Origin of the sequence: Methanococcoides sp. NM1, assembly GCF_900774285.1 — an archaeon.
GTDB classification, from domain to species: Archaea; Halobacteriota; Methanosarcinia; order Methanosarcinales; family Methanosarcinaceae; genus Methanococcoides; species Methanococcoides vulcani.
This window is the reverse complement of record NZ_CAAGTW010000001.1, coordinates 293841-317380: the sequence shown is the minus strand read 5'-3', so window position 1 is coordinate 317380 and position 23540 is coordinate 293841. Positions and strand designations below refer to the sequence as shown.

The following is a 23540-nucleotide window of genomic DNA, read 5'->3' as shown; positions in this document are numbered from 1 at the left end:
AATTATCACTCCACTATCACACTTGCATCCTTATCGAACGGATTTATCCTCATCACCAGTGAGAACAGGAATGGATAATTGGCTTTCTCGTACAGCATATAGATCAACCATTCGCAGGTCAGCAAACCGTAAACTATCTTATGTTCTCAATTTACAGACTTATCAGATATATCACAACTTACAGAAAACCAATTCTCAATCGAGCCTGGAAGGACATAATTCAGCAACCATACATATAATGCACTTTGGCTTCTTCGCATCACAGACCCGACGTCCATGAAGAATAAGGGTCATTGAAAGATCATCCCATTCAGTCTGTTCTGCAAGCTTCATCAGGTCCTGTTCGATCTTCTTCGGGTCAGCATTCCCAGTAAGCCCCAGCTTGCCGGAAACCCTTTTCACATGGGTGTCCACGGCAATGCCTTCAACTTTGCCAAAACCCCTTGCAAGCACGATGTTGGCGGTTTTTCTTGCAACGCCGGGAAGCGATGTCAGTTCCCCCATGGTATCCGGGACCATTCCTCCAAAATCAGAAATTATCAACTGTGATGATCTTTTGATGTTCTTAGATTTTGCACGATAGAATCCGGTGGAATAGATCACCTTTTCCAGATCATTTATATCAGCAGCAGCAAGTGACCCAGCATCAGGATATTTCTGGAATAGCTCAGCTGTAACTTTGTTCACCTGTGCATCCGTGCACTGTGCTGAAAGGATCGTCGCGATCAGAAGCTCGAACTCATTAGTGTAATCCAGCTCAGGTTGTGGATCAGGATATTCATTTTTCAGTATAGACCATATGCGATCAAAGTTTTTGGTATTGTCCATTGTGATCCCATAGGTAATTTGTTAGCACGATACAAAACGTTTTCCTGAAATGAAACCAAATTGAATTAAGCAAAACATCCTGTAATATATCCACAGAAAGCATCATTGAAATAAATATACTTTAAGAGCCTATAGAGAATAATATGGATTTTCTGAACCTGTTTACCGCCGAACCTGATATTCTCAGTGTTCTCAGGACCATTGATAACTTTGTCTGGGGGCCACCGCTTCTGCTATTTCTCGTAGGAACAGGAGTATATCTCACACTCAGCCTCGGTTTTATACAGGTCTTCAGGCTACCCCTGGCATTACGGTATGTTATCAGACCGGACCCATCAGACAATGACAACGCGGGAGATATCTCCAGTTTTGCAGCCCTGACAACGGCCCTTGCGGCCACCATTGGCACCGGCAACATTGTAGGGGTTGCTACTGCCATCAAGACCGGAGGACCGGGGGCTCTTTTCTGGATGTGGCTGGCAGCGTTCTTCGGAATGGCTACCAAATATGCCGAGTGCATGCTGGCGGTCAAGTACAGGACCATCGATGAGAACGGACAGATGGCAGGCGGACCCATGCATTACATAACCAACGGGCTTTCGGATAAGTCATATAGCAAGCCGCTTGCGACCTTCTTCGCTTTTAGTGGAATCTGTGTCGCCTTCTTCGGGATCGGCATCTTCCCACAGGTCAATGCGATCGCTGATTCAGCAGCTATAACATTCAATGTTCCCCCGTATTATACAGCAGTGGTAATTACCGTCCTAGTGGCCATGGTAACGGTCGGCGGCATCAGAAGTATAGCGAAGGTCGCACAGGTGGTAGTTCCTTTCATGGCCATAGCCTATGTGCTGGGATGCGTGCTCATAATAGCCACAAATGTCAGCTCACTGCCCTCAACAGTTTCACTTATCATACGTTCCGCATTCACCCCGACAGCCGCAGCAGGAGGTTTCCTTGGATCCACCATGATCCTTGCGGTCCAGATGGGAATTGCAAGAGGAGTGTTCTCCAATGAGTCAGGACTTGGAAGTGCACCCATCGCAGCAGCAGCAGCCCGGATAAAGGAGCCTGCAAAACAGGGCCTCATTTCCATGACAGGGACATTCTTCGACACGATAATCGTCTGTACAATGACAGGGATCGTACTTGTGATGACAGGGTCCTGGACAAGTGAATACGAAGGTGCTTACATGACCAGCTATGCATTTTCCACAGGTCTGGAAAGTATCGGGATATACATTGTCGGAATAGGACTGATGTTCTTTGCATTCACGACCATACTTGGATGGAATTACTACGGTGAAAGGTGTGTGGAATTCCTTGTCGGTGTCCGGGGGATCTTGCCTTACAGGGTGATCTACATCGCACTGGTAGGAGGCGGAGTGTACCTGACACTTGATACCATATGGGTCCTTGCAGACATCGTTAACGGACTTATGGTGATCCCGAACCTAATAGCTATTCTGGCATTACGCAGGATAATTTCTCATGAGACACGGAAATACTTTGACGGTCTTAAAGAAGAAAACGACAGCTATTGAGCTAATGTTTGAATTGAAGACAATGAGAACAGGAAGCTAAGAACGATAGAAAACAAAAAGAAATGAAAAATAAATGAGTTTCGGGTTTACTGTAACCCGAACTTCACAATGTTCTCGTCAGCGAGTGCCTGTATCTGTTTGATGAACTCGTCCCCGCCTTCCTTTGTGAAAAGGTGCTTGAAACGGCGCTGCATCTTGAGATAATCTTCTACTGGTTTTGGATTCTTGATCTTCTTGACCTTGGTGATCTCACCATCTTCCATTTCATAGAGTGGCCAGAGGCATGTCTCTACTGCCAGCTTTGCGACCTCTACGGTCTTGGAAGTATCGAATCCCCATCCTGTTGTACATGGTGAATGTGCGTGCACGTAGGTAGGACCTTCTACATCGACTGCTGTCTTTACCTTCCTGATCATATCCTTTGGATATCCGATGGAAGTTGTGGCAACGTATGGTGAACCGTGTGCAGCCATAATTGCAGGCATGTTCTTCTTCGGACGGATGTTACCGAAGGATACCTCACCTGATGGACTGGTTGTAGTGGATGCAGCAAATGGTGTTGCACCACTTCTCTGTACACCGGTGTTCATGTATGCTTCGTTGTCGATACAGACGAATGTGAAATCGTGTCCACGCTCGAATGCACCTGATATGGAGCGCATACCGATATCAAGGGTTGCACCGTCACCGCCCATTGCAATGATCTTTGTATTACCCATCTCGCCCTTTGATTTGAGAGCAGCTTCAATTCCTGATGCGACTGCTGCGTTGTTCTCGAAAAGGGAGTGGATAAATGGGACATCCCATGATGATTCAGGGTATGGGGTCGTCATAACTTCAAGGCATCCGGTAGGACTCACAACAATGCAATCCTCGCCAGCTGCCATGAGTGTGAACTTTGCAGCCATTGCGTCACAGCAACCTGCACATCCTCTGTGTCCTGGTGCTAACAGTGATTTCATAACAACTCCTCCTTCAGGTCAGTGAACTGGCTTTCGACAGTGATACCTGAATCCATTACTTTCTTTGCCTCATCGATGATGTTCTCTATAGTACCTGTGGGAATATCACGTCCTCCATGACCGATCATGAATCCGATCACAGGAACATCGATCTTAGTGTTGTACAGGCTTGCCTTGGTCTCGGTGAACAGTGCACCCTCGTTAAGACCGATAGAGATGTTCTTATCAAGTGCAACAACTACCTTTGCATCCTTGACGACATTTCTGATAGCTTCAACCGGGAATGGACGGAAGGACCTGACCTTTAACAGACCGACCTTGACACCTTTTGCCCTGAGCTTGTCAATGGCATCCTTAATTGTACCTACAATTGAACCCATTGCCATGAGAATTATATCAGCATCAGCTGTCTCATATGTGTCAATAAGACCACCGTAGTGCCTGCCAAAGAGGTCATAGAACTCAGCAGCAGCATCTTCGATCTTCTTCAATGCCTTGTCCATTGCCTGCTGCTGCAGGTACCTGAACTCAGTGTAGGAGTTTGGATCTGCGAATGCACCAAAGGTCTTTGGATTCTTCGGGTCGAGCTTGAACTCTGGCTCGAATGGCGGCAGGTATTCTGCCACAATATCATCTTCAAGAAGTATGACTGGCTCATAAACGTGGGATAGGATGAAACCGTCCATACAGGCCATTACCGGAAGCAGGATCTCGGGATCTTCAGCGATCTTGAATGCCTGTGCAGTCATATCGGAAATTTCCTGTGTGTCCTCTGCATAGAGCTGGATCCAGCCTGTGTCCCTCTGGGAGATGGAATCCTGATGATCGTTCCAGATGTTGATTGGTGCACTTACTGCCCTGTTTACAACGGTCATTACAACAGGTAATCTCATACCTGAAACGTTGAACAGTACCTCGTGCATGAGCTCAAGACCCTGGGAGGTTGTTGCAGAGTAGCTTCTTGCGCCTGCTGCGGATGAACCTACCAGTGCGGAAAGGGCAGAGAACTCGGATTCTACGTTGATGTACTCACAATTTGGTATCGCACCGTCAGCCATGAACTGTGAAAGGTCTTCCACAATATGTGTCTGCGGGGTGATCGGATATGCTGAGATCACATTTGGCCTGCATGTTTTTACAGCGCTTGCGACTGCGTATGATCCCTCAACGACTACCATGTTCTTCTTGTCTTTCTCAAAATCGCGCTGCATTATTTCTCCTCCAGAACCATTTCAATAGCGTCCTTTGGACATTCGTTAGCACAAATACCGCATCCTTTGCAGAAGTCATAGTTGAACTCAAAGAAACCATCGTCCCTTGGGTCGACGGACATATCCGGACATAAGAGTTCACAGAGCTTGCATTTGATGCACTTGTCATAATCAAAAACAGGTTTGAATGTTCTCCATCCTCCGGTCTTGTTAACAAGAGTGGAACCTGGAGCACAGACTCCTCCTGGTGGAATTGTCATAACTTAAGCCTCCATTATCATATCGTAGGCTTTCTGGATAGCCTCTGCGTTCTTTTCACCAACCTTTCCGGGGAAGCGCTCCATGACAGCTTCCTTGATGGATGCCGGATCGATAAGACCGGAAGCACCTGCGAAAGCACCTAACAGAACAGTGTTCACAATAGGCCTTCCAATAATATCAAGAGCGATCTTTGTAGCGTTGACGGTCATGACCTTGGCGTTGGTTTCAAGGTCGAAGTGTTCCGGGTCAAAGTCACTGTTGATAAGAATTATTCCGTCGTCCTTTGCACCGCTTGCGATACTGACTACTTCAAGGAGAGTTGGGTCCTGGACGATAACATAGTCCGGCTCATAGACCTGAGCCCTGAGTCTGATAGGATCTTCACTGATCCTTGTAAATGCCTGAACAGGTGCACCACGGCGTTCCACACCAAAAGCCGGGAATGCCTGGCTGAACTTACCATCAGCAAAAGCTGCAACAGCCAGCAGCTCGGCAGCAGTAACAGAACCCTGTCCGCCTCTACCGTGTATTCGTATTTCTTTCATGTGTATTCTCCGTAAGACAATAAGTGTATAATAGTTCGATGATGAACAGCTACCACATTCGTTTTTGGATAAAATCCAACAGGTATTCGGAATGTATCACCAAAAGGCATAAACCTTTAGGACGTAGCTGTTTTCCCACACACATTGACTGCCAAAAATATATATCGCAGTCTAAATGCAATGTTTAATTGTGTACAATCCTGATTACTATTTAGTCTTTCGGTAAATCGATGAAAAAAACCAACCAGAAAATAGAATAATATATTCAAAAAACGATATCAGGAGGCATTTATGATAATTAATGCACATATGTACAAAATGTTATTCTGAATTATTCCCGCACATATTGCGAATGCATTCCACAAGAGAAACGTGGGAATCAGCACTACCCATCTCCATACGCATACGCCTGCTATCTTTTAAACCCCTGGTGAACCACTGGGAATGTGCCTTCATGTTCACATGTGACATCAAGTCGAACTTTTCCAGCAGTTCAATGTACTCAAGCAAATCATCCCTGCGCTGCTCACAACAAGTTCCAATGCCCTCATCGTTCTCAAGGTAACGGGATATCCGATAGAAAACATGAGGGTCACCCATAGCTGCCCTCCCGATCATCAGACCGTCACATCCGGTGTATTCCAGAATACGTTTTGCAGACTCGCCATCCTTTACGTCCCCATTGGCGATAACCGGAATAGATAGTTCCTCTTTGATACGCTTTGCATAACGATGGTCTGCAAACCCCTGATAGCCCTGTTCCCTTGTACGACCATGAACAGTGATCGCACAGACACCAGCTTCTTCCAGCCGGTTCACAATATCAAGGGTGTCATCCATATTTTCAAGGATACGTATCTTTGCAGTTACCGGAGTGTTCACGTTCTCACAAAGATCCCTGAAGATGTCACTCACAATATCAGGTGAGCGAAGTAATGCGGAACCACACCCTGCACTTGTAATGGCAGGGGATGGACATCCCAGGTTCATGTCAATTACCGCGGGCTCGAACATTCCCTCAATAACAAGTGCTGCAGCAGTGATCGTTTCCGGACAGTGACCGAATAGCTGCACTCCAAAAGGGCGCTCTTCCTCACAGGTCATCCCCCGAAGGAAGGTCTTCTCATTACCGTGTACAACTGCATCTGAGCTTATCATCTCAGTAAATGTCAGGGATGCGCCATATCTCTTGCACATCAGCCTGAAGGCCAGATTCGTCACATCCGCCATAGGTGCAAGCAAAAGATTACCAGCAAGATCCACGCCGCCCAGTCTCATATTAAGCTCAACTCACACAAAGACATACTGATATATAAAATCAAAACCTTGATAATCCCGTTCAACATACCTATAATATACACTAATACGTAAACACTATAATTTCAATACATTATTACTTAAACCACAATAGGGTCACAAAATATGAAGATCATAGCTTTTGTAGGAATGCCGGCAGCAGGCAAATCCGTAGCATCAGATGTTGTAAAAGAAGAAAATATCGATGTTGTAAACATGGGAGATGTTATACGCGACGAGGTCAAAGCGAGAGGACTCGACCCCACAGATGGCAACACCGGCGGTGTGGCAAACGACCTGCGGGATAAGGAAGGCATGGATGCTGTTGCAAAGCGTTGTGTTCCAAAGATAGAGGCTTTAGGCAAGGACCTTGTCGTTGTGGACGGGGTACGCGGAATAGCAGAGGTCATCTTTTTCAAGGAACATTTCGGGGAAGATTTTACACTGGTCTTCATCGATGCACCTCTGGAAATACGCTTTGAAAGGGTTTCGAACCGTGGCAGAAGCGATGATATGACCGACATCGAGGCACTGAAGGTAAGAGATGAACGGGAACTTGGATGGGGGCTTGCAGAGGCGATCAAGGTGGCAGACATAACCGTCGAGAACACCGACACCATCGAAGAATTCAGGAACACGATCAACGGAATACTGGTGAACGCATGATCGAAGTAAAGATCAGTTCTACTGTCAATCCCACAGAAGATAAGGAACGTGTGGAGATGGCAGTCATGAACATGTTCCCGCTGATAGAGATAGAAACGGTAACTACCGATGAGGGTAATTTCATCGAAGGTACCGGTGATGTCGAGAGCCTCAGGAACATCCATGACCTGTTCAGGAGAGAACAGATCATTGATACTGCCCGTACACGGCTGGTCGCTGGCAATTATAAGAACCCGGCAAGAACACATTTCCTCATTAACAAACAGGTAGCAACAATAGGGAAATTGAATTTAGCTACCCAAGATGAACCCCTTGGGTCCATACATGTTGACATAAGGACAGATAATGCGGAAGATATGGAGATCCTTATTGAATGGTTAGCACCCCCCACAGAAGAAGGGGTTCCGCTTTTTGAGCCTGAAATGCCCAAGATATAAAACATACGGAAGAGACATAACATGGACATCAGCAGATTAAGTTTCTCATCAAATACAGTCCTTGAGGACCCGCTCCCCTGGGTATATCAACTTGAGGACATTGGTTTCACAGGCTGGGAGATGGTACAGGAAGGTACCCAGTGTCTCAGAGAAGATAATCTGCCAAAGATTCGGGAAGTGGTTGACACCACCAACCTTGTGCTGACCATGCACATGCCATTCTCTGATATGAATCTCGCTGGCCTTAATCCCGGTATACACGGAGAAGTTCTCAGGCAAATGAAGAACTATCTCTACCTGGCTTCCGAACTTGTGGAAGTTGCAGTCGTACACCCCGGATACCTTTCACCATACGGGAAGAAGGTATCTGACCGTGCCTGGGATACGAACATTCGTTCAATACAGGAACTATGCGATACTGCTGAAGAATACGGGATCTCCATTGCTGTGGAGAACATGCCCAATTTCCCGATGATATTTGGCAGGGAACCTGATGAAATGCTCAGGATGCTGGATGATGTTGACCGTGACAATGTTGGAATGACGCTGGATATAGGACATGCGAACACAACAGGACATGTTGAGAGTTTTCTTGAAAAATGCAGTGACAGGATACTACATGTGCACCTGCATGACAACATGGGTAAAAGGGACGAACATCTTCCGGCAGGCAGAGGCACCGTCAACTGGGAAGCTGTGAAAAAAGGATTGTCAAATTACAAAGGCAGGCTCGTCACCGAGATGAGCAGCTTGGAAGAAGGAAGAGAAAGTCTGGATTTCCTGAAGGGACTTTGATCCAAAATTAAGCATAATTACACCATGCTTATTTTAGATCCGTACTTTTTCATCCTCTTTTAGTTTGATCGGCATAAAGCCAATCATAAGAAAATTATAAAGCCATATAATGAGGCTAACCTCAAAACCATATCATACATATCATAAAGCCATCAGGACTTATCCTGCTCAAGCCTTCCGTGACGCCTGTCTATGTTATCCATCATGTCAAGCATTTTGCGAATGGCCGTTCTAATAGCATCGGACTGGCTGACGAACTTCTTATCATTCCCCACATGTTTGTTAAGGTCATCAAGCAGTTCCTGTGGAATATCAACACTTACTTTTGGCATTGTTCTCACCTTAAGATAGTAGATAATATGCAATATTTTACAATAGTATCAGTATGAACGATACATAACCCATACAGGTACAAAAAGGTATAGATTAACAGAAAAGATAGATACAGAAAAAATCACATGAATTGAAAGCGGGCCGGAAGGGATTTGAACCCTCGGCCGATGGATTAAGAGTCCATCGCTCTGCCTGACTAAGCTACCGGCCCAACGCATGTGTGAGTAGTTCCTCCCATACGTAGTACCCATATATATACGTATCGGGAGAGAGGGGACCTAGCCCTCAAATTCATTTTTCAGACGTGCTTTACAACACACTTTGAAAGCCCTATGACCTCTACAACATCGCTGTTATCAGGACTTTGAATTATCATTTGTCCCTTCTTGAGATATGGGATACGCTTTTCGTATTCCTTTTTGACCTTCATTGCACTTATTGCAGCATCATTGGAAAGATTGAGGATCACACGACTATTGACCTGCTTGAACACAGTTTCATCTATATCCTGAGGGTCCTGCGTGATAAGGAACAGACCCAGGCCTTCCTTACGCCCCTGACGGGCTGCATCCGCGAACTTGGAGATGATGCGCTTTGAGTGTTCTCCTGCACCCTTCGAAAGATACCTGTGTGCTTCATCCAGCACAAGGATTATGGGCGTTTCCTTGACCAGTGCATCGCCTGAAGTGTTCAATTTGTTGTCCACAACAACGGTCATAAGGGTCAGTGTGATAAGATCACGTATCCTGGTGTTCGAAATGTACTCGGTAGGGAACACGCAGATCTGCCCCGCTTTGAAGATATCAGCAAGCATTTCGGTGATTGGGGTTGCAGGCTGGTCGAAGACCCTTCTGAAAGCCTGGTTCCTGACCTTCCTTACAATTCCATCATAGGATGCTTCGTGAACCTTACCGTTGTCAACATAAGTCCCCCTCACACCTGCATCATCGATGTGCTCGATAAAACCGTTATACGTATGCGTGCCGGGTCTTTTGAAGTAGTCCTCAAGCAGAAGTTCAAGAGCGATCCCCTGAAGTTCAGTAAGTCCTGCTGCAGCGATCAGCCAGGAATTGCTCCTGACCATCTCGAAAGGTATTGTAAATTCAGCCTGCTCGGCACGTGATCTGCCATTGTAGGTTTGACCATCCACCTTTGCCACAAAGGTCTTTGTTGAAGGGACACCACCAAACCTGACACTTTCGGAGTTCATATCATGTTCATCAGAAGAGATAAGCTCAGGATTATCCTCCAGAAGCTGCGAATACTCGTCCTGAGGGTCCATTATTACAAGACACGGGTTCTTGTTCTTTTTTACACCATCGCCGTTGTCACGCACCTGATATCTGTTATCCTCGCTCATGAACTGGCGCAGGATGTTCTTTGTGAGGAAGGTCTTACCTGTACCGGTACTTCCACAGACCAGCATATGCCTGAATATCAACGGATCGCCCATGGAGTAATCATTCCTCAGGTAATAAGGCACGTTCGGCGGTGATGCATGGGTTCGCACAAGTTCACCGCCCACGCTCAGATGACCAAGGAAGATACCTTCGCGAGGAATGTTCAGGCCGGTCTGGATCTTCAGTTTCTCAGTTACCGGTAATATCGGAGTGTTAGGTCGCGGGATACGGTCTGCCATACGACGCATAAGGGAGGATTCATCCCCGGGTTTCTGTTCATACAGGATGCATATCGGATCAAGGTAGGCAAGGAACTTGTAATCCAGCTCTGCGGTGGTATTGCTCCTGAGCATCCTGCGTGAATGTATCTCGGTAGCATCATCCACTTCGAACTGCTGCTGGTACTGGAGTTTCCAGATACGTGCAAAGAGGTGTTCGTTCTCATAAGGTACTATAACATATGTGCCCAGCCGCACCTGTGACCTGTGATCCGTAGTGATATAGCCTGCGATCCTTGAGCCGGATTCGGTGACCTCGAGGGGATCAAAACCGGTTGTTATGATACCAAAGGCATTCTCTGCACCTCCGGCATTCAGATCGAACGACCCCCCAACATCGTACTCTTCGAATTCGAGTTCCTTTTCAGAACCCGTGTTATCCGACGATCCACGTGTATCATCATCAAAATCGCTGTCTGACGCATAAGCCAATAAGTCTGTATCATTGATCATCTATTGATTCACCCCATCTCACATCATTGTAAATAGTATCGATCTTCTGCCCTTTGAACATACCTTTGATCAGCTTTTTCTCCGAGATCCTTATCTTCGCAAGGGAATCTGCCTTTGAAAGCGTCATCGGGATGCCATTCACAGCAATATCGTGCAGAACTTTCCTCGTGATCATATCCCGCATCTGCTCATCCTTTGTTATCCCATAAGGAGATTCTATCTTGAAAAGAACATCAATGGAAGGAACAAAGATCATGAAAAATGTGATCGCATAGTCCTCTTTGGGAAACTCATGCTTTAGGTCCAGATCCAGCACAAGGGAAGTGCTATCCATGATATTCTCATAGAACTGATTGGGCTGCAGGAACCAGTTGGTGTAGGTTATCCATCTGCTACCTTTTCCTTCGTCCTTTCCCGGCGAGAGCACGTTCTTGAAGAACTGTGAATCCCTCAACCAGGGAAGATCGCCCATAGCATATTTTTTCCGGAGGGTTATCATTGTCTGCATATCCTCCGGATTCTTCACAAAGCCAATGAGAGGTCTTCTGTTAGCAATGTGATGGTCCATGATGTCCACATAGTTCTGCAGGATCCGTTTTGCATTGTCATCATCCCTTATCTGCACATCATCGGATTCCACGACCATCCAGTACATCAATTGTTTTGGATAAATAGGGCCATCCATTATGAAAAAGCCATCTTTATCGAACTTTTCCATGAGCCAGAGTATGTGTTCTGATTCGGACAGGTATAATGCAATGTTATGCACCATCCGGTCAACCCTTTTCTTAAGCAGTCCAGGCCTTATCTTTACAATGGATGCACGACCCTCATTTTCATCAAAGTAATCCCAGCCCCCTGTTGTATCGATGACCATGCCCGTACCGGGAGAGTACGCTGACATTACCATGGTCCATTTTGAATGAAGATCGATATCTGTAGGTGTTGAAGCAATACTGCAGTGGCAAAGGTCAACATACAGACCGCTGTTGAAGGATATCGGATTGGTACTGCCACTATCACAGGAATAGGTCTTCTCAAAGGGGTCTTTTGCAAGAGACATCCGGTCGATGTCCACTTTTGCACGGAATAGTTTCCCGAGTGCCTTGAGAACGACCTTACCGTCATATTCCAGCTCACTGAGAAGTTCAAAAAGCTCAGGTGCCTTTTCCGGATCATCGTCCTCCGATAAACTATCGATACGGGATACCATACTGGAAATGGCTTTAATGTGAACCGGCTCAAGGGTCATGTGAAACAAATGTACAGGAACATAGATATATTTGTTTATTTTTTCTATTCAATTGCTCAATTTGCTGACCTGAAATGATCATGCTTCACACATCATAAGTTCCGTAAACTTTAACTATAAACATTACATCTAAAGGGAACCTATAACATTGTATTTATCAGGTCACAAATATTCACATTTGTGCCAATTACAAATATAATAGATATCAGAGGCCATCAGGGCCTTAAAACTAATATTAACATAAAATCATAACGAGGATTGATAATGGGTAAAACAGGCAGCATTGAATGGGTAAAGGTCAAAGGAAGAAAGGGAAGGGTAATCAAAGTGCAGAAAGCTTTTGCAGCAAAGGCACACCCGGGACCCGCACAGAGATACACCTCCGGCGGCGCAAAGAGGCGTTTCCTTAAGAGATCACCAAAGGCCATTGCCAGCTAAGTATCTCTTTTTCAGGACTGTAAGAACAGTCCTTTATTAAGAAAGGTCTCTTTGAAAGAGACCAGCTATCTTTTTTTGAATTGAATGAAACATCGACACTATTAACCGGATAGCTTGTGCTTTTGGCAGATGGACAGTATTAGGTCACAGGCTTACGCATGTATCACCTGAAATTTGGTCTGGAAAAAACCGGTCATCAGTAAATTATATATAGAACTACAAACATGTAAAAACGACCTGAGACACAGGTAGTTATATTGATCTATGTTTAATATAGGAGGTTAAAATATATGGCAGGACAGATGGCAGGACAGCCTATCTTCATTTTAAGAGAAGGTAGCCAGAGAACTAGAGGCAGGGATGCCCAGAGCAACAACATCATGGCAGCAAAGGCAGTTGCTGAAGCAGTAAGAACAACACTTGGTCCAAAAGGTATGGACAAGATGCTTGTAGACTCCCTTGGAGATGTAGTTATCACCAACGATGGTGCAACCATCCTCAAAGAGATGGACATTGAGCACCCAGCTGCAAAAATGATCGTCGAGGTCGCAAAGACACAGGACGATGAAGTTGGAGATGGTACAACAACTGCAGCTGTCTTTGCAGGTGAACTCCTCAAGAAAGCAGAAGAAATGATCGAGCAGGACGTCCACCCAACGATCATCGCAGCAGGATACAGGATAGCCTCCACAAAAGCAGGAGATATCCTCAAAACACTTGCAAAACCTATCACAAGCGACAACAAAGAGCTCCTTACCAAGATATCTGACACTGCAATGACCGGTAAAGGCGCAGAAGCATCAAAGGAAGTACTTTCCAAGATCGCTGTAGACGCTATCACCAGCATCGTCGACCAGGACGGCGGAAACAAGGTAGAGATCGAGAACGTAAAGATCGAGAAGAAGGTCGGTGGACGTATCGATGACTCTGAGCTCATTGAAGGTATGATCCTTGATAAGGAAAGGGTACACGCCAACATGCCAAAGAAGGTAGAAAGTGCAAAGATCGCACTTCTTAACACTGCTATCGAACTTAAGGAAACAGAGGTCGATGCTGAGATCTCCATCACATCTCCTGACCAGCTCCAGTCATTCCTTGATCAGGAAGAATCAATGCTCAGAAACCTTGTACAGAGCATTACCGACAGTGGTGCAAACGTCGTATTCTGCCAGAAAGGTATCGATGACATGGCACAGCACTTCCTTGCAAAGGCAGGTCTCTTTGCAGTCAGGCGTGTCAAGAAAAGCGACATGGAAAAACTTGTCCGCTCCACAGGTGCAAAACTTGTTACCAACATCGAAGAGATGAACGCAGACGATCTTGGACAGGCAGAACTTGTCGAAGAGAAAAAGATCGGTGGCGACAACATGACCTTCATCACCGGCTGTGTCAATCCAAAGTCCGTTTCAATCCTCCTCCGTGGCGGTACAGAGCACGTTATCGACAACATTGAGAGAGCACTCGTGGATGCACTCCGTGTAGTCGCTGTTGCTATCGAAGATGAACAGCTCGTCGCCGGTGGCGGAGCAACTGAAGTAGAGGTCGCACTCAGACTCAACGAGTACGCAGCAACCTTGAGCGGAAGGGAACAGCTCGCAGTCAAGGCATTTGCAGAAGCACTCGAGATCATCCCAAGGACACTTGCAGAGAACGCAGGTCTTGACCCAATAGACATGCTTGTTGAACTGCGCTCACACCATGAGAAAGGCACAAAGACCGCTGGTCTTAACGTCTACACCGGCACTGTCATCGACATGTGGGAGAACGGCGTTGTTGAGCCACTCAGGATAAAGACCCAGGCAATAAACGCAGCAGCAGAATCATCAGTCATGATCCTCAGGATCGACGACATCATTGCATCCACCAGAGCACCACCAATGCCAGAAGGCGCTGGTATGCCACCAGGAATGGGCGGCGGAATGCCTCCAATGATGTAAATCAAAAAAATACCAAACATAAGGGCGCATCCTGCGCCCAACAATTCTTTTTTATAAGTACAATTTCTCACTTACCATATCTCACAATATAATTCCCTACATCTTTTTGGATAGCAGAAGCTATACAGCCCTCTCTGACTGCCACCAAATATCCCAAAAAATTATTGACCAATATCTAACTCGATCCCGATCGGGCAGTGGTCAGAACCCATAACTTCCGGTAGTATGTAAGCTGAAGTGATCCGATCCCTCAAGCTCTCACTTGCAAAGAAGTAGTCTATCCTCCAACCAACATTGCGATCTCTTGCACGTGTCTTCAGATCCCACCAGGTGTACTTTTCTGCTCCCTGGTCGAACATACGTAAAGTATCAAGATAACCATGATCCAGGAACGTATCTATCCACTCCCTCTCCCGAGGAAGGAAACCGGATGACTTCTCATTCTGTTTGGGTCGTGCAAGATCGATCTCTTTGTGGGCGGTGTTCACATCCCCACATACGATAATATCCTTGCCTTCGTCCCTGAACCCGTCCGCACGTTCCATAAATGCATCATAGAAGTCCATCTTATACTGGAGTCTCTCATCAGAAGCCTTTCCATTGGGGAAATATATGTTGAAAAGAATGAAATCCTCATATTCTGCAATAAGAGTCCTGCCCTCAATGTCAAAACGTTTCTCTCCGAGACCATATTCAACATTTACCGGAGGTAATTTCGTATAGACCGCAACACCGCTGTAACCTTTCCGTTCTGCTGAAAAGAAATAAGGAATGTAGCAATCAATATGTCGCAGATTTGTAGGAAGCTGTCTTTCCTGTGCTTTGGTCTCCTGAAGACAGAGTATATCAGGTTGAGCTTCAGCCACCCATTCCAGAAACCCTTTCTTCACCATGGACCTTAAACCATTCACATTCCATGACATAATGTTGATAGAAGCCATTTAATCATCCTCATTTTTATCCGGTAGCCGGGACGGTTTTGCCAGCATGACCTCAGTGGATTTGATGATGGCAAACAACTCATCCCCTTCCTTTACATCGAGCCTGTCCACAGCTTCTGATGTTACAATGGACGTCAGGACTGCAGGATCCACCTCTATTTTCACTTTAGAGACAATGTCGCCTTTCTCAACCTCCACCACCCTTCCGATCAATTTGTTTCGGGCAGACAGTTTGAAGGCAATATTCTCCCATGACGTGTCATCACCAATCGTTTCATCAATGTAGGTACGACTTGCCTCGTATTCATCGATCAGTTGTTTACCATAATCCGTCAGGAAAGTACCCTGCTCCTTTCCACCCCTGACAGTGTACACGACCTCCTGGTCCCCCCGTTCATTCATTTTCTTCAGGATAAGCCAGGCATGTTTGTAAGACATACCAAGTTTTTTACATGCTTTACTTAAAGAACGTCCTTCATCAATGGCTTTGAGCAAATTTACCTTGCCGGCGCCGATTATATGCTTCCCATCCTCTGTCAGCCATACTTTGGTCCTTGTCTCCAACGTTCTACCCCCTCATTCAAGGCACTTGAGAATATCTTCCGGCTGGTATCTTGGTTTCACGATACGAGTACGACCACGAGTACCTTTGCCGGAAAAATCAGTGCTAACATAGCGTGCATCATTGAGTTTGTTGACCATATCATAGAAACGAGTGTATCCAAGACCTGTCTGTTCATGGAAAAGCTTGTAGAGATCACCGGTCTGACACTCCCTTTGCTTTGCGATAAGCCCTAAAAGTGTTCGCTCATCCGGTGTGAGGGACATAATGCTCCTTCCAAGATGCAGTAAACGGGATCTCTCATATGCACTTTCCACATCTTCAACAGATATTGTCCTACTGGCTCGCCTTTCGGCATTCAGGCCTGAACGTTTCAAAAGATCGATACCAACACGGAGGTCACCGGTCATATCAACGTATTCCACAATAGCATCCTTTACTTCATCTGATACGACATTAGGATAGAATGCAAGATCGATCCTCTTGCCAAGGATATCCTGGAGTTCATCATACGCATACCTTGGGAAAGCGACCTCTTCCGGCAGGAACACCGAGTTCACCTTCGGGTCGAACTGGTAGAGCTTCCCGGTATCACTTACGATAGCGATCACTCCCACCTTTGCTCCCGGGAACTGTTCATGGGCCCTGAGCATGGAATACATGACATCGTCAGCATTTCCTTCATGGTAAAGATAATTGATATCATCAAGGCAGACGACCAGCGTCTTCTCATTCTCAATAAGGAAGTTCATTACCTTTTCAAAAAGTTTCCTGAATGCAACTCCTGATGCAGGAGGAGATACTTTGAAAAGGGCCTTGTAGATCCTTGCAATAACAGCGAACTTCGTGGAGTCCATCTGGCAGTTAACCTTTACGAAAACCACATTTCCCGCGTGTTTTTTCATCTCCCCGAAAACCTTCATGACCGTAGTGGTCTTTCCGGTGCCCGGCGGACCACTGAGAAGGCTGTTGATAGGACGCATCCCCCGAAGAGCAGGGCGTAGACTATACATAAGGGATTGCATCTGTGTTTCACGGTGCGAGAAATGGTCAGGAAGATGATCCAGTTCAAGAACACTACCATCCCTGAACAGGGTCTCGTCCCACATCAGCATGTCCTTATCCATATACAGTGTCTCCTCAATAAATTCTAATATATTAACTGTGAAAATACATAATAGCCTTTTGCTTATTGGACCTCTATTGTTATTTTTTGGAAAACAATGGAGCCGGACATGTAATTAAAAAATCTATTTTAAACACATGGGAATAAATATAAAAGCATTGTGGGAATTGCTTATATATAAGCTAACATATGAGGAGATACGATGTTATGACATGCAGAGGAAGACCAAAAAGCCCCAGAAGGGTAAAATGTAACCCGGAAGGATTCTATTTTAAGCCACGTGGAGTTGCGCTTTCGGAGCTTGAGGTAGTCTCTGTTGCAGTGGAAGAGCTGGAAGCATTAAGGCTTGTGGACTTCGAAGGACTGCAGCAGCAGGAAGCAGCCACACAGATGGGGATCTCAAGACGTGCATTCTGGGAAGACCTTAAGAGTGCAAGAAAGAAGATAGCATTTGCATTGACCACAGGCAAAGCAATAGAGATCAAGGGCGGAAATTATGTCAGCATCAAAGACCAGAAGGGATCGAACTGACCTCTGGTAAACCAACAACAAGATAAAAGGAGATTTAAAATGGCACCCAATATCCAATCAGCGGAAAGTCTGCTTAGCACAAAGCCAGAAGAACCAAAGCTCGTATCCAATCTTAGGGGTATAAAGAAGAAGATCATGGTCATGAGCGGAAAAGGCGGCGTGGGAAAAAGCACAGTCTCCGCCAACCTTGCTGCCACACTTGCAGATCGTGGATACAAAGTCGGTCTTCTTGACAGCGATATACACGGCCCGACCATCCCAACGATGTTCGGTGTGAAAGGCCAGAGGCCAACTGTAGGAGAAAAGGGCATCATTCCTGTAAAGGTCAACGATAACCTGAAAGTGATGTCCGTAGGACTTCTCCTCGATAGCGATGATTCCCCGGTGATCTGGCGCGGTCCTGCAAAGATGGGTGCTATCAAGCAATTCCTGGAAGAAGTTGACTGGGGTGTACTGGACTATCTGATCATCGACCTGCCTCCAGGAACAGGAGATGAACCACTGAGCATTGCACAACTCATTGGAAACCTTGATGGTACTGTCGTGGTCACAACACCGCAGGACGTTGCACTTACAAGTGTCAGGAAGTCGCTCAACTTCGCGAAAATGCTAGAAGTACCTGTAATTGGAATGGTGGAGAACATGAGTGGAATTGTCTGCCCACATTGTAATGAGATGATCCACGTATTCGGTTCAGGCGGAGTCTCAAGGGCAGCAGAGGACTTTGGAGTGGAAGTACTTGGTACATTGCCTATAGAGACAGAAGTTGCAGCCACGAGTGACAGTGGGAAGGTTCACGAGGACATCAAAGGCGATTCCGAGTGGTACAAGACCTTCAATAAGATCGTTGACTCTGTTGAAGAATTCGTAAAATAATAACCTGAAGGAAGGCATTCTTTAGTGATGGTTCTTTGCCATCCAAAACGTGCCTTCTGAAACCTTTTTGCATATTATTTCATCATATTTTATTTTATCAGATCTCATCTTTGTACTTTAATCTGCCTTTTCTTCAGTCCTTCTGAATAGATATTTAAAGCTTGACTTCCAAATATTTAGTCATGGGTGGGAGTACAGGTAAAGATGAGATCAATCGTCTTGATTTTGAAAATACTGATGAACTGATAGATGATGTCCTCTATGACAAGAACTGGCTGATCAGGGAGAACGCAAACACCCGACTTAGCCCTTCTGTCATTGATATGCATATTTCATCACAGCTCAAGAAAAGATACGCACTTGAAAAACTATACTCGAACGATGTTGCCAATGCACACATCAGAGGAACCATACACATACACGACCTGAGTGAACCTTTCAAGCCTTACTGCAATGGTATCGATGGCAGGATATTCCTCATGGACGGACTGAAGTTCCCGGACTCCAGAAGCGCTCCTGCAAAACAGTTCAATGCCGCCATGTTTCATGCGATGTCCTTCATGCTGCATTCCCAGCAGTTCTTTGCAGGAGCGCAGGCTATTGATATGTTCAACTGGCTGCTTGCACCGCATCTTCACTATTCGGACATCGATGAAGAGCAACTTCTCCAGATAGTACAGGGATTCATGTTCCAGATGAACCAATCCAACCGCATCGGTGCACAGAGTGCATTCACCAACATCGGGCTTCGTATCAACTGCCCTTCATCCCTTGCAAATGAGCCTGCGGTCTATGGTGGCAGGTTCATCGACAGGACATACTCGGATTTTGAAAAGGAAGCACGTGCCATCTACGGTGCCTTTATGGAGATCGCAGCAAAAGGTGATGCTGACGGACTTCCATTCACATTCCCGCTGATCACCACCGCCATAACAAAGGACCTCGAGCTTGAAGATCCATTATGGAAAAAAACGATGTATGCCACTTCTTCCACAGGTGCTCCATATTTCCTGAACCTGACCACAGACTATCTTGAAGAGAATACTGTACAGGCCATGTGTTGCCGTCTTCTTGCCAGACATTCCGGAGGTGTATGGACAGCAGGCGGGATGGGAAGCGGTTCCAACAAGATAGTAACGATAAACCTGCCCGGAGTTGCACTTGAAGCAGACGGAATCGATGGATTTTTTGATCACCTGGATGAAGTTCTGGATCTAACAAGGAAAGCCCTGCTCGAAGGACAGGAGATCGTCAGGAGATCGTTGTATGAATGGAAGATACTGCCCTGGCTTTTGCAGAGAACCGAAAATGACCTGCCGTATTTCGATCTTGATTCACGACATCTGACCTTTGGTGTGGTCGGACTTAATGAATGTCTGCTAAACCTTACAGGAGAAGGGCTGATAGAGCAACATGAACTGGGAATGAAGATGATCCGCCACATGCTTGCAAAGATAGAGACATACTCAAAGGAAGACGGAATTGAATACACCTTCGAACAGACCCCTGCAGAGAGTACCGCACACAGGCTTGCAATGCTTGACAGGTCTTCATTCGGTGAAAAAGCACATGTTCAGGGAAGCAGTCGCGATGCATATTATACTAATTCCACACATGTACCCTACAGCTCAAGAATATCCCTTGCAGAGAAGATAAAGATAGAATCCGGGTTCCACCCATATTTTACCGGAGGAACTATCAGTCATATCTGGATGGGAGAAAGTTTCCCTGACCCCGAAGGAATGAGCGAACTGATACAGAAGCTCTCCGAAACGGACCTTGCATACTTCTGCTTCTCACCTGACTTCTCAGTCTGTGAGAACAGGCATGTGACCCGTGGAATGAATCTTGAATGTCCAATTTGCAATAAACCTGCAATAGATCATGTATCAAGGGTCACCGGTTATTTCGGACACGTGAAACAATGGAATCCGGGGAAACAGAAAGAGTACGAAGAAAGGCATCGATACAACCTCCATGGTAAAAACACTAAATAACGATGCCTGCATCATCTATCGCATGGAAGATGCAATCGAAAGAGCATTTACATGGACAGCCCGGCAGGATCCATCCACTGCAAAGGAACTATCACGCCTTATAGGTGCATGTGAACTCTGGAATGTTGAAAATGACTATTCTTCCCGACTGATCAGGCTCAGGATAGGAAACAACTGGAACGGGTCAATAAGAGAAACAGCCAGAGCCTGCTCCGCGCTTGCATCATCAGATATTGATCTTGAAGATAGCTCACGGTGGCTGATCTCAAGGCAGGAAAGCAACGGTTCATGGGAAAATGATGTTTATGACACCACTTACGCATTGATAGCACTGGCAGACATGGATATTCATGACCCTGAAGGTTGCAGGTGGCTTGTTGAGAACTATGATGAGAAATGGGAACACGTGGGAACGACCTCACTTATCATTACTGCCCTGATCGAGCAGGGCCATCTCATTGAAGAAGACCCTTTTACCGATCTCATCAATGAACGTGCCGGATGGGTATTATCAGAGAGGAAGGAAGACGGTGGCTGGAAGTTCATCTCCACAAGCAATCTAGTGATCCAGGCATTATCGCTTGCAGGCTTTAAAGAAGAGCTTGAAGCATCGGAAAACTGGCTCCTATCCAGGCAAAATGCTAACGGTTCATGGGGAAAAGGTGAAGGCGATGTTACAGCAACTGCACTTTCACTTATCACACTGGGAATTTTAAAAAACAATAGACTATATAACAAAAAGACAGATTAATACAGCAACCGATAGGACATATATTGCAGTACGTAGCGATTCGCCTTTAAGATCATGGATGTGGAACATAAATGGATAAATTTGTCAAATACCACGCAGATACAAATACTTACATTGTTCGCAGGAAAGCATTTTTTGAAGATACTGTCAGGATCGATGGCAATATGATCGTTGGTTCAGGTGCGAATTTCTGGAAAGACCTTGAGGTCAGTGGTTCACTTGAACTTGGTAAAGCATCCCTTGTTAAAGGAAATATCAAAGCAGGTGATGCCCTGATAAGCACACGCTGTGAGATAGGAGGCAGTGTTGATGTTGTCCACAACCTTACAATTCTTGACAATGTAAAAGTAACAGGTCATGCAATATGTGGTAATGAAATGTCCATCAGGCCGGGATGTGAGGTCGCTTTTGCAAAAGCAGACACTGCCCTTGAACTTATTGGAAAAGTTGACATAAAAGAGATAGAGTCGGGAACAAAGCTCATTGTTCGTTCCGACATGTAAGATAATAAGATCATATTCTCAGTAAGATCTCATTCTCAGCATCAGTTACGTCTTTCCTCTGCCAGCATCCCAAGAAGGTTATGACGCAATTCGTTTGCTTCAGAACTTGTCCTGTCACGAGGTCGTGGAAGTTCCACATTTATGACCTTTTTGATCTTGCCTGGCCTTGCGGTCATAACAACGATCTTGTCTGCAAGGAATACGGCCTCATCCACACTGTGGGTAACAAATACAATCGTGATCTGATTTTTTGCCCATACATCGAGAAGTTCGTTCTGCAAAGTGTTCCTCGTCTGTGCATCCAGTGCACCGAACGGTTCATCCATGAGAAGTACCTTTGGTTCATTTGCAAGAGCACGTGCAATTGCAACTCTCTGACGCATTCCACCTGAGAGTTCATAAGGATAGCTGTTCCTGAACTGTTCAAGACCAACAAGTTTCAGGTATTTTTCCGCCCTCTCAAGAGACTCGGTTTTGCTCATCCCCTGCATCCGGGGGCCGAATGTGATGTTCTGGATAACCGTACTCCAGGGGAACAATGAATACTCCTGAAATACCATACCTCTCTTGGAATCAGGAACTGTGATCCTTTCGCCGTCAAGGGTGATATCACCTGAATCCGGTGTTTCAAGCCCCGCAATGGTCCTCAGAAGTGTTGTCTTTCCACAGCCGGAAGGTCCGATGAAACAAATGAATTCCTTGTCCTTGATATCAAGGCTTACATTATCCAGTGCAAGAGTGGAGTCACCATTTTCCTTTTCAAATGCCAGTGAAACATCGGATACTTTTACTTCACCCATTATACCACGACCCCTGCACGCCATTTAAGGAGGTGACCATCCACATACCACCTGAATATCCTGTCGATCAAAAGACCTAGGAAACCAAGGATCAGCATGTAAACGAGTACAAAGTCCATCTGGTGCAGGTAATAATGCCACCAGATCTTGTAACCAAGACCACTGCTGCTCACTCCAAACATTTCCGCAGCTACAAGACACATCCATCCAACTCCCATCGCTATGCGAATACCAGACGCAATTGAAGGCAATGCTGAGGGGAAAGCAACATGACGGATAAGAGGGACGCTTTTCATACAACCAAGAACTTTTGCAGCCTCCACATAGATTTTTGGAACGCTTTTAAAGCCATCGAATGTATTGATGATTATCGGGAAAACAGCACCTACAAATACTACAAATCCTGCAGAAATATGTGTAAGTCCGAACCATATGATGGCAAAAGGTATCCATGCAAGAGGCGGAATGGGCCTTATTATTTCAATGATGGGATCAAAAGCACGATTCGCGGTCTTAAACCAGCCCATTGATACACCGATGGGAATTCCTATCACTAAAGCTGAAATGATACCGATCCCAAAATGCAACAGGCTTATAGAAAGATCAGTGAATAATGCTCCGGTCTCAACAATCCTAAAAAAAGCAAACAGAACGTCAGTAAAGCTTGGAAGCAAAAATTTATCAGCAACTATATGAGCTGCTACCAATTGCCAGATAATAATAGCAGTAGCAAGGGAAAGTAGTTCAATGCCCCTACCTGAAAGTCCTTTTGCGCTGTCTTTGCTCATGTTGCCTCCGGACAACTGAGGGGATTATC

The 23540-nt window shown here is 45.7% G+C and carries 25 protein-coding genes and 1 tRNA gene; 11 read left to right on the top strand and 15 right to left on the bottom strand.

Annotated elements, in window-relative coordinates; translation table 11 throughout:
- Window positions 1–195: 195 nt before the first annotated feature.
- Window positions 196–828: an endonuclease III gene (gene nth / locus E7X56_RS01595; protein ID WP_135604178.1), complete on the bottom strand. Its 633-nt coding sequence runs from the start codon at window positions 826–828 to the stop codon at window positions 196–198.
- A gap of 143 nt (window positions 829–971) precedes the next feature.
- Here nth and E7X56_RS01590 point away from each other — a divergent pair, with 143 nt between their 5' ends.
- Window positions 972–2372, top strand: coding sequence for a sodium:alanine symporter family protein (locus E7X56_RS01590; protein WP_135604176.1), 1401 nt, complete (start codon window positions 972–974; stop codon window positions 2370–2372).
- Between the two features lie 86 nt (window positions 2373–2458).
- Here E7X56_RS01590 and porB read toward each other — a convergent pair whose 3' ends face one another.
- From porB to E7X56_RS01565, 5 genes are all read right to left on the bottom strand, one after another.
- Window positions 2459–3334, bottom strand: coding sequence for a pyruvate synthase subunit PorB (gene porB / locus E7X56_RS01585; protein ID WP_135604174.1), 876 nt, complete (start codon window positions 3332–3334; stop codon window positions 2459–2461).
- The gene (porA, locus tag E7X56_RS01580; RefSeq protein ID WP_135604172.1) at window positions 3331–4545 is read right to left on the bottom strand and encodes a pyruvate synthase subunit PorA; all 1215 of its coding nucleotides are present in this window, start codon (window positions 4543–4545) and stop codon (window positions 3331–3333) included. Before porA ends, porB begins: the two co-directional genes overlap by 4 nt.
- Window positions 4545–4805, bottom strand: coding sequence for a pyruvate synthase subunit PorD (gene porD, locus E7X56_RS01575; RefSeq protein ID WP_135604170.1), 261 nt, complete (start codon window positions 4803–4805; stop codon window positions 4545–4547). Before porD ends, porA begins: the two co-directional genes overlap by 1 nt.
- 3 nt (window positions 4806–4808) lie before the next feature.
- Window positions 4809–5351, bottom strand: a complete 543-nt coding sequence (locus E7X56_RS01570) for a pyruvate ferredoxin oxidoreductase subunit gamma (protein ID WP_135604168.1) — start codon at window positions 5349–5351, stop codon at window positions 4809–4811.
- A gap of 321 nt (window positions 5352–5672) precedes the next feature.
- Window positions 5673–6629: a tRNA-dihydrouridine synthase gene (locus E7X56_RS01565; protein WP_135604166.1), complete on the bottom strand. Its 957-nt coding sequence runs from the start codon at window positions 6627–6629 to the stop codon at window positions 5673–5675.
- 144 nt (window positions 6630–6773) lie between these two features.
- Here E7X56_RS01565 and E7X56_RS01560 point away from each other — a divergent pair, with 144 nt between their 5' ends.
- The 3 genes from E7X56_RS01560 to E7X56_RS01550 are packed head-to-tail and all read left to right on the top strand — an operon-like array spanning window position 6774 to window position 8545.
- Window positions 6774–7313, top strand: coding sequence for a dephospho-CoA kinase (locus E7X56_RS01560; RefSeq protein WP_167879419.1), 540 nt, complete (start codon window positions 6774–6776; stop codon window positions 7311–7313).
- Window positions 7310–7750, top strand: coding sequence for an RNA-binding domain-containing protein (locus E7X56_RS01555; RefSeq protein ID WP_167879418.1), 441 nt, complete (start codon window positions 7310–7312; stop codon window positions 7748–7750). Before E7X56_RS01560 ends, E7X56_RS01555 begins: the two co-directional genes overlap by 4 nt.
- Window positions 7751–7771: 21 nt before the next feature.
- Complete coding sequence (locus E7X56_RS01550; RefSeq protein ID WP_135604162.1) at window positions 7772–8545, top strand: sugar phosphate isomerase/epimerase; 774 nt, start codon at window positions 7772–7774, stop codon at window positions 8543–8545.
- A 152-nt stretch (window positions 8546–8697) separates the two neighbouring features.
- Here E7X56_RS01550 and E7X56_RS01545 read toward each other — a convergent pair whose 3' ends face one another.
- From E7X56_RS01545 to E7X56_RS01530, 4 genes are all read right to left on the bottom strand, one after another.
- Window positions 8698–8877: a type II toxin-antitoxin system ParD family antitoxin gene (locus E7X56_RS01545; protein ID WP_135604160.1), complete on the bottom strand. Its 180-nt coding sequence runs from the start codon at window positions 8875–8877 to the stop codon at window positions 8698–8700.
- Between the two features lie 138 nt (window positions 8878–9015).
- Window positions 9016–9089 (bottom strand) — tRNA-Lys (locus E7X56_RS01540).
- An 87-nt stretch (window positions 9090–9176) separates the two neighbouring features.
- Window positions 9177–11009, bottom strand: a complete 1833-nt coding sequence (locus E7X56_RS01535) for an ATP-binding protein (protein WP_135604158.1) — start codon at window positions 11007–11009, stop codon at window positions 9177–9179.
- Complete coding sequence (locus tag E7X56_RS01530) at window positions 10999–12261, bottom strand: DNA double-strand break repair nuclease NurA (protein ID WP_135604156.1); 1263 nt, start codon at window positions 12259–12261, stop codon at window positions 10999–11001. The genes E7X56_RS01535 and E7X56_RS01530 overlap by 11 nt, the downstream gene beginning before the upstream one ends.
- 264 nt (window positions 12262–12525) lie before the next feature.
- On the opposite strand from E7X56_RS01530, the gene E7X56_RS11680 reads away from it, so the two are divergent.
- Both E7X56_RS11680 and thsA read left to right on the top strand, forming a co-directional pair.
- Window positions 12526–12699: a DUF5350 domain-containing protein gene (locus E7X56_RS11680; RefSeq protein WP_167879417.1), complete on the top strand. Its 174-nt coding sequence runs from the start codon at window positions 12526–12528 to the stop codon at window positions 12697–12699.
- 290 nt (window positions 12700–12989) lie between these two features.
- On the top strand, window positions 12990–14636 hold the full coding sequence (thsA, locus tag E7X56_RS01525) for a thermosome subunit alpha (RefSeq protein WP_210409219.1): 1647 nt from the start codon (window positions 12990–12992) through the stop codon (window positions 14634–14636).
- 161 nt (window positions 14637–14797) lie between these two features.
- On the opposite strand, the gene E7X56_RS01520 is transcribed toward thsA, so the two are convergent.
- The 3 genes from E7X56_RS01520 to E7X56_RS01510 are packed head-to-tail and all read right to left on the bottom strand — an operon-like array spanning window position 14798 to window position 17266.
- On the bottom strand, window positions 14798–15577 hold the full coding sequence (locus E7X56_RS01520; RefSeq protein WP_135604154.1) for an exodeoxyribonuclease III: 780 nt from the start codon (window positions 15575–15577) through the stop codon (window positions 14798–14800).
- Window positions 15578–16141, bottom strand: a complete 564-nt coding sequence (locus E7X56_RS01515; protein ID WP_135604152.1) for a molybdenum-dependent transcriptional regulator — start codon at window positions 16139–16141, stop codon at window positions 15578–15580.
- A gap of 12 nt (window positions 16142–16153) precedes the next feature.
- Window positions 16154–17266 carry an ORC1-type DNA replication protein gene (locus tag E7X56_RS01510; RefSeq protein WP_135604150.1) on the bottom strand — a complete coding sequence of 371 codons (1113 nt, stop codon included), beginning with the start codon at window positions 17264–17266 and terminating at the stop codon, window positions 16154–16156.
- A 206-nt stretch (window positions 17267–17472) separates the two neighbouring features.
- On the opposite strand from E7X56_RS01510, the gene E7X56_RS01505 reads away from it, so the two are divergent.
- The 5 genes from E7X56_RS01505 (at window position 17473) to E7X56_RS01485 (ending at window position 21923) form a co-directional block, all read left to right on the top strand.
- Entirely contained in the window at window positions 17473–17796 is a 324-nt protein-coding gene (locus E7X56_RS01505; protein WP_371413332.1) for a DUF134 domain-containing protein, read from the top strand.
- A 39-nt stretch (window positions 17797–17835) separates the two neighbouring features.
- Window positions 17836–18672, top strand: coding sequence for an Mrp/NBP35 family ATP-binding protein (locus E7X56_RS01500; protein WP_135604148.1), 837 nt, complete (start codon window positions 17836–17838; stop codon window positions 18670–18672).
- 182 nt (window positions 18673–18854) lie between these two features.
- Window positions 18855–20669: an anaerobic ribonucleoside-triphosphate reductase gene (gene nrdD, locus E7X56_RS01495; RefSeq protein ID WP_135604146.1), complete on the top strand. Its 1815-nt coding sequence runs from the start codon at window positions 18855–18857 to the stop codon at window positions 20667–20669.
- Window positions 20650–21420: a prenyltransferase/squalene oxidase repeat-containing protein gene (locus E7X56_RS01490; RefSeq protein WP_244603357.1), complete on the top strand. Its 771-nt coding sequence runs from the start codon at window positions 20650–20652 to the stop codon at window positions 21418–21420. The genes nrdD and E7X56_RS01490 overlap by 20 nt, the downstream gene beginning before the upstream one ends.
- A gap of 71 nt (window positions 21421–21491) precedes the next feature.
- Window positions 21492–21923: a polymer-forming cytoskeletal protein gene (locus tag E7X56_RS01485; RefSeq protein ID WP_135604143.1), complete on the top strand. Its 432-nt coding sequence runs from the start codon at window positions 21492–21494 to the stop codon at window positions 21921–21923.
- A gap of 41 nt (window positions 21924–21964) precedes the next feature.
- Here the strand turns inward: E7X56_RS01485 and E7X56_RS01480 are convergent, their stop codons facing one another.
- Window positions 21965–22723 carry an ABC transporter ATP-binding protein gene (locus E7X56_RS01480; RefSeq protein ID WP_135604141.1) on the bottom strand — a complete coding sequence of 253 codons (759 nt, stop codon included), beginning with the start codon at window positions 22721–22723 and terminating at the stop codon, window positions 21965–21967.
- The gene (locus tag E7X56_RS01475; protein ID WP_135604139.1) at window positions 22723–23511 is read right to left on the bottom strand and encodes an ABC transporter permease; all 789 of its coding nucleotides are present in this window, start codon (window positions 23509–23511) and stop codon (window positions 22723–22725) included. Before E7X56_RS01475 ends, E7X56_RS01480 begins: the two co-directional genes overlap by 1 nt.
- Between the last annotated feature and the right edge of the window lie 29 nt (window positions 23512–23540).

Bases quoted from the DNA above. Each gene is read 5' to 3' on its own strand.
- E7X56_RS01555 (WP_167879418.1), top strand. From the start codon at position 7,310: ATGATCGAAGTAAAGATCAGTTCTACTGTCAATCCCACAGAAGATAAG.
- E7X56_RS01550 (WP_135604162.1), top strand. From the start codon at position 7,772: ATGGACATCAGCAGATTAAGTTTCTCATCAAATACAGTCCTTGAGGAC.
- E7X56_RS01535 (WP_135604158.1), bottom strand. From the start codon at position 11,009: ATGATCAATGATACAGACTTATTGGCTTATGCGTCAGACAGCGATTTT.
- nrdD (WP_135604146.1), top strand. From the start codon at position 18,855: ATGGGTGGGAGTACAGGTAAAGATGAGATCAATCGTCTTGATTTTGAA.
- E7X56_RS01480 (WP_135604141.1), bottom strand. From the start codon at position 22,723: ATGGGTGAAGTAAAAGTATCCGATGTTTCACTGGCATTTGAAAAGGAA.
- nth (WP_135604178.1), bottom strand. From the start codon at position 828: ATGGACAATACCAAAAACTTTGATCGCATATGGTCTATACTGAAAAAT.
- E7X56_RS01500 (WP_135604148.1), top strand. From the start codon at position 17,836: ATGGCACCCAATATCCAATCAGCGGAAAGTCTGCTTAGCACAAAGCCA.
- porA (WP_135604172.1), bottom strand. From the start codon at position 4,545: ATGCAGCGCGATTTTGAGAAAGACAAGAAGAACATGGTAGTCGTTGAG.
- E7X56_RS01570 (WP_135604168.1), bottom strand. From the start codon at position 5,351: ATGAAAGAAATACGAATACACGGTAGAGGCGGACAGGGTTCTGTTACT.
- E7X56_RS01510 (WP_135604150.1), bottom strand. From the start codon at position 17,266: ATGGATAAGGACATGCTGATGTGGGACGAGACCCTGTTCAGGGATGGT.
- E7X56_RS01530 (WP_135604156.1), bottom strand. From the start codon at position 12,261: ATGACCCTTGAGCCGGTTCACATTAAAGCCATTTCCAGTATGGTATCC.
- E7X56_RS01545 (WP_135604160.1), bottom strand. From the start codon at position 8,877: ATGCCAAAAGTAAGTGTTGATATTCCACAGGAACTGCTTGATGACCTT.
- E7X56_RS01485 (WP_135604143.1), top strand. From the start codon at position 21,492: ATGGATAAATTTGTCAAATACCACGCAGATACAAATACTTACATTGTT.
- thsA (WP_210409219.1), top strand. From the start codon at position 12,990: ATGGCAGGACAGATGGCAGGACAGCCTATCTTCATTTTAAGAGAAGGT.
- E7X56_RS01475 (WP_135604139.1), bottom strand. From the start codon at position 23,511: ATGAGCAAAGACAGCGCAAAAGGACTTTCAGGTAGGGGCATTGAACTA.
- E7X56_RS01490 (WP_244603357.1), top strand. From the start codon at position 20,650: ATGGTAAAAACACTAAATAACGATGCCTGCATCATCTATCGCATGGAA.
- porD (WP_135604170.1), bottom strand. From the start codon at position 4,805: ATGACAATTCCACCAGGAGGAGTCTGTGCTCCAGGTTCCACTCTTGTT.
- E7X56_RS01560 (WP_167879419.1), top strand. From the start codon at position 6,774: ATGAAGATCATAGCTTTTGTAGGAATGCCGGCAGCAGGCAAATCCGTA.
- E7X56_RS01565 (WP_135604166.1), bottom strand. From the start codon at position 6,629: ATGAGACTGGGCGGCGTGGATCTTGCTGGTAATCTTTTGCTTGCACCT.
- E7X56_RS11680 (WP_167879417.1), top strand. From the start codon at position 12,526: ATGGGTAAAACAGGCAGCATTGAATGGGTAAAGGTCAAAGGAAGAAAG.
- E7X56_RS01520 (WP_135604154.1), bottom strand. From the start codon at position 15,577: ATGGCTTCTATCAACATTATGTCATGGAATGTGAATGGTTTAAGGTCC.
- E7X56_RS01505 (WP_371413332.1), top strand. From the start codon at position 17,473: ATGACATGCAGAGGAAGACCAAAAAGCCCCAGAAGGGTAAAATGTAAC.
- E7X56_RS01590 (WP_135604176.1), top strand. From the start codon at position 972: ATGGATTTTCTGAACCTGTTTACCGCCGAACCTGATATTCTCAGTGTT.
- porB (WP_135604174.1), bottom strand. From the start codon at position 3,334: ATGAAATCACTGTTAGCACCAGGACACAGAGGATGTGCAGGTTGCTGT.